Source organism: Variovorax saccharolyticus (genome assembly GCF_030316765.1).
Classification (GTDB): domain Bacteria; phylum Pseudomonadota; class Gammaproteobacteria; order Burkholderiales; family Burkholderiaceae_C; genus Variovorax; species Variovorax saccharolyticus.
The window spans coordinates 714833-728033 of the sequence record NZ_JASZYT010000002.1 but is presented as its reverse complement, the minus strand read 5'-3'; the positions used below and the strand labels follow the sequence as shown (position 1 = coordinate 728033).

Annotated in this window: 12 protein-coding genes; all 12 read right to left on the bottom strand. The window is 70.5% G+C overall.

The window, feature by feature from the left end; genetic code table 11:
* Positions 1–237 precede the first annotated feature (237 nt).
* From QTI45_RS09555 to QTI45_RS09500, 12 genes are read right to left on the bottom strand one after another with little or no spacing between them, the layout of a single operon-like run.
* The gene (locus QTI45_RS09555; RefSeq protein ID WP_286368976.1) at positions 238–1284 is read right to left on the bottom strand and encodes an AI-2E family transporter; all 1047 of its coding nucleotides are present in this window, start codon (positions 1282–1284) and stop codon (positions 238–240) included.
* Positions 1285–1295: 11 nt separating this feature from the next.
* Positions 1296–2747, bottom strand: coding sequence for an efflux transporter outer membrane subunit (locus QTI45_RS09550; protein WP_286654171.1), 1452 nt, complete (start codon positions 2745–2747; stop codon positions 1296–1298).
* 11 nt (positions 2748–2758) lie between these two features.
* Positions 2759–4423, bottom strand: a complete 1665-nt coding sequence (locus QTI45_RS09545; RefSeq protein WP_286654170.1) for a proton-conducting transporter transmembrane domain-containing protein — start codon at positions 4421–4423, stop codon at positions 2759–2761.
* The gene (locus QTI45_RS09540) at positions 4420–5940 is read right to left on the bottom strand and encodes a complex I subunit 5 family protein (RefSeq protein WP_286654169.1); all 1521 of its coding nucleotides are present in this window, start codon (positions 5938–5940) and stop codon (positions 4420–4422) included. Before QTI45_RS09540 ends, QTI45_RS09545 begins: the two co-directional genes overlap by 4 nt.
* Positions 5941–5952: 12 nt before the next feature.
* Positions 5953–6297: an NADH-quinone oxidoreductase subunit K gene (locus QTI45_RS09535; RefSeq protein WP_286368972.1), complete on the bottom strand. Its 345-nt coding sequence runs from the start codon at positions 6295–6297 to the stop codon at positions 5953–5955.
* Positions 6294–7238: a hydrogenase subunit MbhD domain-containing protein gene (locus QTI45_RS09530; RefSeq protein WP_286654168.1), complete on the bottom strand. Its 945-nt coding sequence runs from the start codon at positions 7236–7238 to the stop codon at positions 6294–6296. Before QTI45_RS09530 ends, QTI45_RS09535 begins: the two co-directional genes overlap by 4 nt.
* On the bottom strand, positions 7235–7537 hold the full coding sequence (locus tag QTI45_RS09525; RefSeq protein ID WP_286654167.1) for a cation:proton antiporter: 303 nt from the start codon (positions 7535–7537) through the stop codon (positions 7235–7237). The genes QTI45_RS09530 and QTI45_RS09525 overlap by 4 nt, the downstream gene beginning before the upstream one ends.
* Entirely contained in the window at positions 7534–7821 is a 288-nt protein-coding gene (locus QTI45_RS09520) for an MrpF/PhaF family protein (RefSeq protein ID WP_286368969.1), read from the bottom strand. The genes QTI45_RS09525 and QTI45_RS09520 overlap by 4 nt, the downstream gene beginning before the upstream one ends.
* On the bottom strand, positions 7814–8344 hold the full coding sequence (locus tag QTI45_RS09515; protein ID WP_286654166.1) for a Na+/H+ antiporter subunit E: 531 nt from the start codon (positions 8342–8344) through the stop codon (positions 7814–7816). Before QTI45_RS09515 ends, QTI45_RS09520 begins: the two co-directional genes overlap by 8 nt.
* Positions 8341–8913, bottom strand: a complete 573-nt coding sequence (locus QTI45_RS09510; protein WP_286654165.1) for a hypothetical protein — start codon at positions 8911–8913, stop codon at positions 8341–8343. The genes QTI45_RS09515 and QTI45_RS09510 overlap by 4 nt, the downstream gene beginning before the upstream one ends.
* A gap of 29 nt (positions 8914–8942) precedes the next feature.
* A complete protein-coding gene (locus QTI45_RS09505) occupies positions 8943–12008 on the bottom strand; it encodes an efflux RND transporter permease subunit (RefSeq protein WP_286368966.1) in 3066 nt (1021 codons plus the stop codon).
* On the bottom strand, positions 12005–13117 hold the full coding sequence (locus QTI45_RS09500) for an efflux RND transporter periplasmic adaptor subunit (protein WP_286654164.1): 1113 nt from the start codon (positions 13115–13117) through the stop codon (positions 12005–12007). The genes QTI45_RS09505 and QTI45_RS09500 overlap by 4 nt, the downstream gene beginning before the upstream one ends.
* Positions 13118–13201: the final 84 nt, after the last annotated feature.

Here is a 13201-nt window from a genome sequence, read left to right as displayed (position 1 = left end):
CCCTACCGGGGACAACACCAGCGGCCCGGCGAAGCCGGTTCCGCGGTGTTTCACCAACGGGCCTGGCTGCGCCGGCCGATCGAAAACAGAAGAGAGCCGGCCGTGCATGTTCTCCGGCGGCGCGCAGCGCCCGCCCGTTGGTGGGCAGTCGCGGAACCGGCTTCGCCGGGCCGCTGACTGCGCCCCCGGAAGGGGGTGGGCGCCCGGACACGAAGTGCCGGGCAACCTGGGGGCGAGCTAAGGCTTGCCGTTTTGGGAAAGCAGGATCGCGATCGGGCGGGTGCCCTGGAACTCGGAGAAGATGATGGTCATCATGGCGGTGATCGGCACCGCCAGGAAGGCGCCGGGCACGCCCCAGAGCGCCACCCAGACCGCCAGGCTCACGAGGATCGCGAAGGGGCTCAGGTTGAGCGAATTGCCCATGACGTAGGGATCCAGGAAGTTGCCGATCACGAACTGGACCACCGCCAGCAGCATCATGATCTGGATCGCCTCGCCGGCACCGCCGAACTGGGCGACCGCCATCAGGCCCGGCAGCACGACGCTCAGGAACGAGCCGATGTACGGCACGTAATTCAGCAAGGCGATCATCACCGCCCAGAAGCCGGCGAACTCGAGGCCGGCGAAACGCATGATCACGTAGCTCAGCGCGCCCAGCAGCACGCCCAGGAAGGTCTTGAGCGCCAGGTAGGCGCCGACCCGGGCGTTGATGTCGGCGATCACCTGCTTGATGCGCTGCGCATGCGCCGGGCTGCGCGCGATGGCGGCGATCTTCTTGTCGAGATGGCTGCGCTCGACCAGCAGGAAGCAGGCATAGAGCGCGACCACGATCACGGTCGCGAACAGCGACGACAGGGACGCCAGCGCCGAGCCGACCACCCGCTGCAGGCTCACCTGCGACAGCAGGTCGCGGCGCAGCGTGGTCCAGGTCGGCTCGGCCTCGACCCGCATCAGCACCGCCACCCGCTGCACCGCGGCGAGCAGCGACTCCTGGTAGCGCGGCGCCATCGCGATCACGCTGTCCTTGTTGGCCAGGATCGTGTAGACCACCAGCCCCAGGCCGACCGCGATGATCAGCACCGACAACATCGAGATGACCACCTGCGGCAAGGCCGGCCCCAGCACCGGCACCTTGCCGATCAGCCGCGCCAGTCCGAGGATCACGTAGACCACGAAGACGCTGAACATGATCGGCACGAAGACGTTGCGCCCGATGTAGAACACCCAGCCGAGCATCAGCGCGATCGCGGTGCCGTAGACGAAGGTCTGGAAGCGTTCGTTCATGCCGTGCGCGATCAGCGGGCCCGCGTGTCCGCCACGCCGACCGGACGCTGGGTCATGGCATCGGCCGTGTCGACCCAGCCGCCGCCCATCGCCTGGTAGACGTTGACCGCCTGCGTGTAGCGCCCGGCCTGCAGGTTGACGAAGGCCAGCTCGGCCGCGAACAGCTCGTTGTCGGCCACCAGGACCTCGAGGTAGCCGATCAGGCCGGCCTCGAACTTGAGCCTGGACAGCCGCGCGAACTCGCGCAGCGCCTTGACGCGCCCGCGCTGGAATTCGACCCCCTCGATGCTCTTCTGGGTGCCGACCAGCGCGTTGTTGGTGTCGCGGAAGGCAGCCAGCACGGTCTGCTGGTAGACCAGCTCGGCCTGCGCCTTCTGGGCCTCGGCCGAGCGGACCTGCCCCTCGATGGCGCCGAAGGTGAAGATCGGGCCGGTGAGGCCCGCGACCACCGACCAGGCGGTGGCCGGTCCGGTCATGAAGTTGCTGAACGAGGTGCTGGTGGAGCCCAGCGCGCCGGTCAGCGACAGGCTCGGGTAGTAGAGCGAGCGCGCGACGCCGATGCTGGCATTGGCGGCCACCAGGTTCTGTTCGGCCGCCAGGATGTCCGGCCGGCGCTGCAGCAGGTCGGAGGGCAGGCCGGCGGGAATCAGCGGCGCGACCAGGTCGTCGATGCTGCGCCCGCGCGGGATCGGGGCCGGATCACGGCCGAGCAGGATCGAGATCTGGTTCTCGAGCGCCGCGATCTGCTGCTCGAAGGTCGGGATCGCGGTCAGCGCCTGCTGGTATTGCGAGCGGACCTGCATCACCTCGGTCTGCGACACCAGCCCGCGCTTGAAGCGCAGGTCGAAGATGCGCGCGGTCTCGCCGAAGTTGGCGGCGGTGGACTTGGCGATCTCGAGCTGGCGGTCGAGTGCCCGCAGCGCGATGTAGCTGGTCGCCACGCCGGTCACGAGCGTCAGCACCACGCCGCGCTGGCCCTGCTCGCTGGCGTAGACCTGGGCCTGGGCGGCCTCGCTCAGGCGCCGCACGCGGCCGAACAGGTCGATCTGCCAGCTGGCGTTGAGGCTGGCCTGGTAGAGCGAGAAGTAGTTGCTGACGGGCTCGGGGATCGGCGGCTGGCCTTCGCGGCTGGCGCGGGTGCGGGCCGCCCCGGCGCCATAGCCGAGCTGCGGATAGGCCTGCGAATCGGTGGTCGTCAGGGCGCCGAGGAACTGGTCGATGCGGGCCGCCGCGACCCGCACGTCGAGGTTGTCGCGCAGCGCGGTCTCGATCAGCTGGTTCAGGACCGGGTCGCCGAACTGCTCCCACCACTTGGTGTTGGCCACTTCGGCGGCCTTCGGGTAGTCGATCCGCCACGCTGTCGGCGACTGCACCGCGGGCCGCACGAAGTCGGGCCCGACCGTGCAGCCCGCCAGGGCCACCAGGACCGCAGCGGACACTGCTGCAAGCGTTGACTTCCTCATCTCGTTCTCCTTCAGCCCTGTGCCATCAGCGCGTAGCCGAACAGCAGGGACACTACCAGCAATGCAATGCTCGCAACGGCCCAGCGCCGCGCGAAAGTGTCGATCGTCTCGAAGCCTCGTCCGGCCGCGGCGACCCAACCGCCGAGCCGGCCCAGCGCCACGCCGAGATCGCCGGCCGGGATCTGCGGCAGCGCCCGTCCGAGGCTGTCCAGCCCGACCGCGATGGCGGCACCGATCAGCACCGGCCAGAGCGCGGCCCACAGCGCCGCGGGCGACAGGGCCTCGGGCAGCGCGCCGAGCGGCAGCAGCAGGCAGAGCGCCCACGGCAGCGCCACCGAGGCCAGCGCCATCGCCAGCCAGGAGACCACCAGCACCGACGGCGCGCGCGCGCCCGGATCGACCGCCGTGTCGGCGGCCAGCCGCCGCAGGAAATGGACCATCAGCAAGGTGGTGGCGATCGAGGACACCACGGCCACGGTGGCCGCCAAGCCGCTGCCCATGAGGTCCTTGGCCGCGTACTTGGCCAGCGCGCCACCGGTCAGCGGCAGGCCGCCGAGCCCCAGCGCGATGACAGCGGCCGGCAACAACATCGGCCACAGGTGGCGGCGCCCGGTCAGCATGACCACGCCGACGGCGAGGAACAGGGCGCCCTTCACGAGCAGGTGGTGGGCCGCATAGAAGGCCGCGGCCAGCGCGGTGCCGGGGTCGCCGGCGGCCAGGCCCATGCCGATCACCGCAGCCAGGAAGCCCATCTGGCTGACGCTCGAATAGGCCAGGATCAGCTTGGGCTGCCTCTGCGTGATGCCGATCGCCACGCCGTAGAGGGCCCCGAGAAGCCCCAGCGCGGCCAGCGGCAGGCCGAAGGACGGCAGCGCGGCATCGAAGGGCAGGAAGCGGACCAGCGCGATGATGCTGGCCTTGACCACGGCGCCGCTCATCACCGCCGCCGCCGGGATCGGCGCCGCGCCATAGGCGATCGGCATCCAGAAGTGCAGCGGCAGCAGGCCGGCCTTCATGCCGAGGCCGACGAGCAGCAGCAGCAGCGTCAGATCGCGCCACGGCGAGCCGGGCAGCGCAGCCACCGCATCGGCGATCAGCAGGCTGCCGTCGGGCGTGGCCTGGGCCAGCAGCAGCAGGCCGGCGAGCAGGAAGGCTTCGGCCAGCAGCGCCAGCCCGAGGTAGAGCGCGCTGGCGCGGAACGCATCCGGCCCCTCGCCCTGCAGCACCAGGCCGCTGGCACCGACGCTGAGCACGGCCAGCAGGAAGTAGAAGCCGATCAGGTCGGCCGCCAGGAAGACGCCGACGGAGCCGGTCAGCGTCATCAGCCAGCAGACGATGAAGTCGTCGCGGTCGGGCCGCTCGCGCAGCCAGCGCGCCGCGTAGGCACCGGCGAAGATCCACAGCACCGCGGCGACGCCGAGCAGCATCGCACCCGGCGCGTCGAGCCCGAAAGTCAGCGAGAAGAACGCATTGCCCAGCACCAGGTCCGGCTCGGCGCCGGCCAAGAGGGCCGCCGCCAGCGCCGGCACCGGGGCCAGCGCGAACAGCCCCGGCAGGCGCCGGCGCAGGCCGGGAAACGCAGAGGCCAGCAGCAGCAGCAGCGGCACGCCGAGCGCCAGCGGCAGCAGCACCGGCACGTCGAACACGATCGCGGCGAGCGTGACGGAGCCGATCATCGGACCCCCACCGCGAGCAGGCCAGTGCGGCCGATCTGGGCGACGTCGACCGGCAGCAGCGCCACCGCGCCGAGCAGGAACGAACACAGCGCGAGCGCCAGCACGGCCCCCTGCTGGTAGCCCGGCACGCGCGCCTTAGGCACCCAGCCGAGGGCGGCCGGCGCCATCGCGCGCACCATCACCATGAAGACGTAGGCGCTGGTCAAGAGGCCGCCCACCAGCATCACGACCACCCACCACCACTGGGCGGTGGCGATGGCCGCCGACAGCAGCATCCACTTGGCGAGGAAGCCGCCCGAGGGCGGCAGCCCGATCAGCGAGGCGCCGGCCAGCGCGAAGGCCGCCATCGTCATCGGCAGGGCCCGCCCGGCGCCGCGCAGGTCGGCCACGCGGTCATGGCCGAGCGTGGTGTAGATGAGCCCGGCCGCCATGAACATCGCGGCCTTGGCGGTCGCATGCGAGATCGCCTGCAGCAGCCCGCCGGTGACCGCGAAGCTGCTGTCCAGCTGCGCGGCATCGAGCCCGGCCACCAGCGGGAACATCAGGAACAGGTAGCCGATCTGGGCCACGGTCGAGTAGGCGATCAGCAGCTTGAGGCGCGCCTGCCGCAGGGCGACCACATTGCCGACTAGGATCGCCGAGGCGCCGAGGGCAGCGAGCAGCTGCGCCGAGGGCAGCGTGATGACGCCGGCGAACACATCGACCCACAGCCGAACCACCAGGAACCAGGCGCCCTTGATCACCAGCGCCGACAGCAGCGCACTGGCGGCGGCCGGCGCGCCGGCATGCGCCGGGGGCAGCCACAGGTGGAGCGGGAACAGCGCGGTCTTGGCCAGCAGGCCCACCGTCATGCACACGGCGGCAATCCAGGCCACCGGCTCGGCGCCGACGCGTTGGGCCAGCTGCGCGATGTCCAGCGTGCCGTAGGCGCCGTAAAGCAGGAAGGCGCCGAGCAGGTAGAACATCGAGCCGACCAGCGCATACAGCAGGTAGCGCAGCGCGGCCTGCAAGGTTTCGCCGCGGCCGTCCAGGCTGACCAGCGGCACGCCGGCGAAGGTGAGCAGCTCGAGCGCGACGTACAGCGTGAAGACGTCGCCGCTCACGAACACGAGGTTGAGCGAGCCCCAGACCGCGAGCAGCAGCAGCCAGAAGGTCAGCGCGGAGCGCTTCTCGCGGACCCCGGCCGGGGTGCCGAAATCGCCGTTGGCATAGACGCCGATGCCGACCACCACCACCATCACGGCCACCATCATGCAGACCGCCAGGCCATCGGCGCGCAGGCTGACGCCGAGCGGCGGCGCCCAGCCGCCGAGCAGGTAGACCAGCGCGTCGCCCGACTCCCACAGCCGGTGCGCGATCGCGGCCATCAACACAATGCCGAGCGCGATGGTCGCCCAGGCCACCTGCTGCGCGCGCCGGCCGCCGAGCACGAAGCCGAGCATCATGCCGATGAAGGGCAGCAGCACGGCCAGCACCAGCAGCAGGCCGCCCGGCGTCGTCGGATCCACAACGGGCATGGAGAGCGGCACCTAGACCTCGCTCTCGGCAGCAGGGGTGCGCGGCGCGGCCTCCGGCGCGGTCAGCGAGGCCGAGCCGGTTTCCTCGAACAGCCGCAGCACCAGGGCGACCCCGAGGGCCGAGGCGGCGAACGCCACCACCAGCGCGGTGATCAGCAGGGCCTGCGGCACCGGGTCGCCGCCCATTCCGGCGCCGGCGCCGCGGCGCGCGATCACGGCGGCGACCAGGAAGATGCCATTGCCCATCACGTTGAAGGCCATGATCTTGCGCAGCGGGTGCGGGTTCACGATGAGGCCGTAGAGCCCCAGGCCGATCAGCACCGCGGCGCACAGTCCGAGCAGGGTGGGCGTGTTCATTCGCTGCTGTCCTTCCGGCTCGGCGGCCCGGTCAGGAGCAGCGCCAGCGTGACCGCCAGCGACGGCAGCAGCGCCGCCTCGATGACCACGATCAGGGGCTTGGCGAGCGCCTCCGGATAGCCGAGGAAGGCGCCCGCGATGACGCTGCCGAGCAGGCCGACCGCGATGAATGCGGCCGGGCCGCCGGCCAGCGCGATCCGGACCCAGCGCCGGTCGACCGCGGGCGCGTCCGACAGGCCGGCCATCATGACCAGCAGCCACATCGCCGCCAGCACCGTGGCGCCCTGGAACTTGCCGCCCGGATGGTCGGCACCGACCCAGAGGATGTAGAAGCCGACGACGATCCCGATCGGCGGCAGAACCCGCGCGAGGTAGCCCAGGATGCTGTTCGGGTCTTCCGTCGGCGCCGGCCCCGGCCGCCCGCCCCAGAAGCGGTCGGGCGCCAGCGACCAGACGCCGACCAGGCCCAGCAGCAGCACGATGGCCTCGAGCAGCGTGTCCATCGCGCGGAAGGACATCAGCACCGCGGTGATCGGATTGCCGACGCCGGTGGCGGCGATGTTCTCGACCACCGCCGGCGCCAGGCTCGGCGCCGGATCGGGCAGCAGCAGCACGCAGGCGCCGATGCCGGCCGCCACGGCCGCCGAGACGATCGCAGCCAGCACCCGCGTCGCGAGGCCGGGCCGCTCGGCCCAGGCCGGCGTCTCGGTGGAGCGCAGCCGGGCGGCGGCGGCGATCAGCAGCACGCCGGTCAAGCCGGCGCCGATCGCCGCCTCGGTCATCGCGACGTCGACCGCGCGCAGCTGCAGCCAGGCCAGCGTGAGCAGCAGCCCGTAGGGGACGAAGCCGGTCACCGCGGCGAAGGTGTCGCGCGCCACCACGGTCCAGATGGCCAGCGCCATGAGCAGGCCCACCAGGGCCAGGGTCAGCGCCAAGGTCATGATTTGGCCCCGTCGGACCCGCCGCGCCGCGCCGCGCGCGCGATCAGCTGCGACACCGTGGCCGAGGCCAGCAGCACCATCAGCCAGACCAGGACCAGCTTGAGCCCGGCCATCACGCCGTCCATCTGCGGCAGCAGGCCGATCACCACCAGACCCAGTCCGAGGTTGTCGGCCTTGGTCAGCGCGTGCGCCCGCGTGAAGGTGTCGGGGAAGCGCAGAAGGCCCACGGTGCCGGCGAGGAAGAAGAAGGCGCCCGCGACCACGGCGACGATCGTGAAGATGTCCAGGATGGCCCTCATGCGCGGTCCTCCGGTTCTGTGTGCGCGGCGCCGGGGCGCGAGCCGGCCTTGACGAAGGCCAGCGCGGCGAAGGCCGCCAGCACGGCCAGGATCAGCGCCAGGTCGACCACGGCCTCGGCGCCGATCGCGGCTCCCAGCAGCAGCAGGGCCGCGATGCCGGCGGTGCCGAACAGCTGCACCGACATCATGCGATCGACGTCGTCGGGACCGCGCAGGATGCAGATCAGGCCGACCGCGACCGTCAGCAGCACGAAGGCCGAAGCGCCGAGCAGGAACTCAGTCATGGTGGCGCTCCCCGGCGACCAGCGCGCGGCGCAGGCGCCGCTCCTCGGCCGCCAGCTGCTCGGCGACCGGCGCGTCGAGGTCCAGGCAGTGGTAGGTGATGTCGTGCTCCGATTCGGCCACCGGCACCGAGCCCGGCAGCAGGCTGGTGATCGAGCTGAACTCGTTGCGCGCGAGGCCGGGTCGGAAGCCGACCTTGTAAACGATGAAGCCGGGCTTCAGCGGCATGCGCGGCGACAGCGCCCGGCGCGCGACATCGACGCCGGCCAGCACCGACTGCCAGAGGAAATGCGGCAGGAAGCCGAACAGCGCGCCCAGGCGCAGATGCCCCGCCTCGGGCGGCAGCAGGCGCAGGCTGGTGAAGGTTCCGGCGGCCACGGCGACCAGGCCCACCCCGAGGTCGGCGGGCTTGAGGCTGGGCATCAGCAGCAGCCAGAGCACGAGCAGCATCAGTCCGCGAACCACGGCCGTGGTGCGCCGCGACGGTGCGGCCGGGGTGGCGGGATCGGCGGCGGCGGGCTTCATGCGCTCGCCTCCGTGCCGCCGGCACTGATCAGCCGGACATCGATCCTGCTCAGTCGCTCGAACAGGCGGGCCTCGGTGCGCACCGGCCACCAGTCATAGAGGAAGATCTCCATCGGCCGCCACAGCGCCACCCAGGCGCCGATCACGAGGCTGTCGTGGATCAGGGTCGCGTAGCGCCCCTTGCTGACGAAGCTGGCGATCGACTCGCCAACCACCGCCGCGGTGCCGACGAACAGCACGCCGATCAGCAGGCTGATGCGGCCGGTGCGGAACAGCTTGCGCAAGCCGCGCCAAGTGGCCAGCGCACGCTGGCGGAAGTACTCGTCGACCGCGTCCTTCAGCATCGCGGCATCGGACGGCGCGACGGCCTCGGCGCCGACGTGCACGACCAGTTCCAGCGGCCGGCCGGCCGGCACCTCCTGGGCCCAGTCGACGATGTAGGCCTGTGCCTTGGCATCGAGGTCGCGCTGGCGGAAAGGCGCCGGGTCCATCGAGTTGAACAGCTGCCGGAGTTCGGCCACGTGCAGGTCGAGCACCGCGGTCCCGGTCGGTGTTGCGGATGCCTGCATCTGCGTTGCCCCGTCAGCCAGCCGGCCGTTCACGCCGGCTCGGCCTCGCCTGCCGGCGGCGTCGGCTTCTCCTTGCCGAGCACCAGCACGTACAGGGTCGGCAGGAAGACCAGCGTCAGCAGCGTGGCCACCAGCAGGCCGCCCATGATCGCGAAGGCCATCGAGCCCCAGAAGACGGTCGGCGCAATCGGGATCAGGCCCAGCACGGTCGAGATCGAGGTCAGCATCATCGGCCGCATCCGCGAGGTGCCCGAGGCCACCACGGCGTCGAGCACGTTCATGCCCTCGGCCCGGTAGGTCTCGATCTGCACGATTAGGATCACGCCGTTCTTGGCGATCATGCCGATCAGCGCCAGGATGCCGAGGATTGCGACGAAGCCCAGCGGCCGGTTGAACACCAGCAGCGTGAGCACCACGCCGATCAAGCCCAGCGGCATCACGCAGACCACCATGGCGAGCCGGCGGAAGCTCACCAGCAGCACCATCATGCTCAGCAGCATCAGCACGATCATGAGCGGCACCACCGCGAACACCGAGGCGCTCGACTCCGCGCTTTCCTCGGACAGGCCGCCGGTCTCGATCTTGTAGCCCTTCGGCAGCTTGGCGTTGAACTCCTTGATCTTCGGTGCCAGCGCCTCGACGATGGTGTCGGGCAGCGCGCCGTGGACCACGTCGGCGCGCACCGTGAGCGTCGGCACCCGGTTGCGGCGCCACACCAGCGGCGACTCCTGCTCTTCGGAGAAGGTCGCGAACTGGTTCAGCGGCACCATGCGGCCGCTGGCGGTGGGCACCTGCAGGGTGCTCAGCGTCTGCAGCGACAGCCGCTGCTCGGCGCTCGAGCGGGCCACCACGTTGATCAGGTAGATGTCGTCGCGCACCTGCGTGACCGCGGTGCCGGTCACGGTCGCGTTCATGATGCCGGCCAGCGCGCCGGTGCTGATGCCGAGCTGGCGCGCCTCGTCCTGGTTGACGCGGATCTGGATCTGCCGCGCCGGCTCCATCCAGTCGAAGTTCACGTGCCGGGCCTGCGGATGCGAGCCCAGGATGCCCGCCAGCTCGAGCGAGATGCGGCGCACCTCGTCCTTGTCGGGCCCCATCACGCGGTACTGCAGCGGCCAGCCCACGGGCGGCCCGAGTTCGAGCGGCGACACCCGCGCCACCATGTCCGGGAACTGCTCGGCCAGCACCTTCTCGAGCTTGATCTGCAGGCGGTCGCGGGACTCGAGGTCCTTGGCGACCACGACCAGCTGCGAGAAGAAGGGATTCGCCAGCTGCACGTTGAGCGTCAGGATGAAGCGCACCGCACCGCGGCCGACATAGCTGCTGAAGTGGTCGACATCGGGGTCGGCCTTGAGGATCTCCTCGAGCTTCTTGACCTCTTCCTCGGTGGCATAGATCGATGCGTTCTGGCGCAGGGTCAGGTCGACCGTCAGCTCGGGCCGGTCGGAGGCCGGGAAGAACTGCTGCGGCACGAAACGCACCAGGAACATCGACCCCACGAAGGCCGCCAGCGTGAGCCCGATGGTCAGCCACTTGGCGCGGATCGCGCCCTTGAGGAAACCGCCGTAGGCATTCAGGAACTTGCTGGGCTTGACCACCGCATCGGCCTTGGGCGACTTGAGCAGCGCCTTGCCCACCAGCGGCGCGAAGATCACGGCGCCGAGCCAGGAGACGATCAGCGCGATCGCCACCACGGCGAAGATCGAGAAGGTGTATTCGCCGGCCGAGCTGCGCGCGAAGCCGATCGGCACGAAGCTGGAGATCGACACCAGCGTGCCGATCAGCATCGGCGCCGCCAGCGTGCGGTAGGCGAAGGTCGCGGCCTGGTCCTTGGTGTCGCCGGCCGCGAGGCGGTTGAGCATCGCGTCGACCGTGGTCATCGCGTCGTCGACCAGCAGGGTCAGCGCGATGATCAGCGCGCCCAGCGAGACCCGGTGCAGGTCGATGTTCACGAAGTCCATGATCGCGAAGACGATCGCCAGCGTGAGCGGGATCGACAGCGCCACCACCGCGCCGGGCCGCACGCCCAGGCTCACGAAGCTGCACACCAGGATGATCGCGATCGCCTGCCACAGCGAGGCCATGAAGTCGCTGATCGCGACATCGACCGTGACCGCCTGGTCGGCCACCAGCGTCGGCTCGATGCCGTGCGGCAGGTTGGCCGTGATGTCGGCCATCACGGCCTTGATGTTCTTGCCGAGCGCGAGGATGTCGCCGGCGTCGCGCATCGCGATCGCAAGGCCGATCGCCGGCTTGCCGTTGACCCTGAACATCGGCTGCGGCGGGTCGGTGAAGCCGCGCCGCACGGTGGCGATGTCGCCCAGGCGAATGTTGCGCCCGCCGAGCACCAGGTTGACCGACTCGATGTCGCGCTCGTTGTCGAAGGAGCCGGTGACGCGCATGAAGACGCGCTCCTGCTCGGTGTGCAGCACGCCCGCCGGACGGATCACGTTCTGCGCCTGCAGCGCCGCCACGATCGCGCCGTAGTCCAGGCGCAGGCCGGCCAGGCGCTCGGTCGAGAATTCGATGAAGATCTGCTCGTCCTGCGCGCCCAGTACCTCGATCTTCGAGACGTCGGGCACCTGCAGCAGGCGCGAGCGCGCGTCTTCGACCTTGTCGCGCAGTTCGCGGAAGGTGTAGCCGTCGGCGGTGAAGGCATAGATGATGCCGAAGGTGTCGCCGAAGTCGTCGTTGAAGAAGGGACCGACGACGCCGGTCGGCAGCGTCTGGCGCATGTCGCCGATGTTCTTGCGCACCTGGTACCAGATGTCCGCCACCTCGGCCGGCGGCGTCGACTGCTTGAGGTCGACGAAGATCGTGGTCTGGCCCGCCGTCGTGTAGCTGCGCACCCGGTCGAGGTGCCGCGTTTCCTGCAGCGTGCGCTCAAGCCGCTCGGTGACCTGCGACAGCGTCTCGTCGACCGTGGCGCCGGGCCAGCCGGCGGCGACGATCATGGTGCGGAAGGTGAAGGCCGGGTCTTCGGCGCGCCCGAGCTTCAGGAACGACAAGGTGCCCGCGACGACCGCGATGATCATCAGGAACACCACCAGCGAGCGCTTGGAGAGCGCCCACTCCGACAGGTTCGGGCCGATCACTTCGCGGCCTCGAGCCAGCGGACCTTCTGTCCCGGCCGCAGCGCCTGGACACCGGCGGTGACGATCACGTCGCCGGGCGCCAGCCCCTGCGAGACCTGGACGCGGGCCGCGTCATAGGCGCGCACCTGCACGTTGCGAGCCGAAACCGTGCCGGCCTTGGTGTCGACCACCCACACCGAGGTCTGGCCGTTGGCGCGCACCAGCGCGCTGGCCGGGATGTCGAGCGCGGGCTCGGTGTTGAGCTTCATGCGCCCGGTGACGGTGCTGCCCAGGCGCATCGCCGCGGGCGGATTGACCAGCCGGACCCGGACCGCGAAGGTGCCGGTGACCGGGTCGGCGCGCGGCGAGACCTCGCGCACCTTGCCCGCGGCCGTGACCTTCGGATCGCCGCCCAGCGAGACCAGGATGTCGGGGTTGGTCGGCGCGATGTCCTTGATCTGGGCCGGGACGTCGAAGACCGCGTCGATCGCGCCTTCGCGCGCCACCTGCACGATCATGCGGCCGGCCGGCACCACTTCCCCGGGCTCGGCGCCGCGCGCCGTGACCACACCGGCCACGTCGGACAGCAGCCGGGTGTAGCTCAGGCGGTTCTGCGCGATGTCGACCAGCGACTGGGCCGAATTGACCTGCGACTGCGTGACCTTGAGCATCGCCTCGGCCTGCTCGAACGAGGCGCGCGAGACCGCGTTCTCGGCCAGCAGGTCGCGCATCCGGTTGAAGGTGTTGCGGGCCTCGATGCCCTGGGCCTGCGCAGCCGCCAACTGGGCCCGCGCGGACTGCAGGCTGCTGTCCTCGTTCATCTGGTCCAGCCGGGCCAGCAGCTGGCCGGGCCTGACCCGGTCGCCGACGTCGACGTTGCGCTCGATCAGCCGGCCGTCGATGCGGAAGGACTGGTTGACCTCGCTCTGGGCCTGTATGCGCCCGGTCAACGACACGGTGTCGCCGACCGTGCGCTGCTCGATCGTCATGACGCGGACGGGACGGACTTCGGGCGCCGGCGCCTCTTCGGCGCGCCTGCAGGCCGACAGCGACACCAGGGCCGCGATCGCCAGCAGCGTCGCCGTCCTGGGCCGGATTCCAACTCGTTGGGCAGCGGATGTCGGGGACACGTGCTGTCTTCCTCTCTCTAACAATTGATCTTCCGGACGCCTCGTGGCGGTCCGTGCCATCCCTCCGGCCCCTCGGGACCGATC

Coding starts and splice junctions, on each gene's coding strand:
- QTI45_RS09550 (WP_286654171.1), bottom strand. CDS start 2,747: ATGAGGAAGTCAACGCTTGCAGCAGTGTCCGCTGCGGTCCTGGTGGCC.
- QTI45_RS09530 (WP_286654168.1), bottom strand. CDS start 7,238: ATGACCTTGGCGCTGACCCTGGCCCTGGTGGGCCTGCTCATGGCGCTG.
- QTI45_RS09555 (WP_286368976.1), bottom strand. CDS start 1,284: ATGAACGAACGCTTCCAGACCTTCGTCTACGGCACCGCGATCGCGCTG.
- QTI45_RS09535 (WP_286368972.1), bottom strand. CDS start 6,297: ATGAACACGCCCACCCTGCTCGGACTGTGCGCCGCGGTGCTGATCGGC.
- QTI45_RS09540 (WP_286654169.1), bottom strand. CDS start 5,940: ATGCCCGTTGTGGATCCGACGACGCCGGGCGGCCTGCTGCTGGTGCTG.
- QTI45_RS09525 (WP_286654167.1), bottom strand. CDS start 7,537: ATGAGGGCCATCCTGGACATCTTCACGATCGTCGCCGTGGTCGCGGGC.
- QTI45_RS09510 (WP_286654165.1), bottom strand. CDS start 8,913: ATGCAGGCATCCGCAACACCGACCGGGACCGCGGTGCTCGACCTGCAC.
- QTI45_RS09545 (WP_286654170.1), bottom strand. CDS start 4,423: ATGATCGGCTCCGTCACGCTCGCCGCGATCGTGTTCGACGTGCCGGTG.
- QTI45_RS09515 (WP_286654166.1), bottom strand. CDS start 8,344: ATGAAGCCCGCCGCCGCCGATCCCGCCACCCCGGCCGCACCGTCGCGG.
- QTI45_RS09520 (WP_286368969.1), bottom strand. CDS start 7,821: ATGACTGAGTTCCTGCTCGGCGCTTCGGCCTTCGTGCTGCTGACGGTC.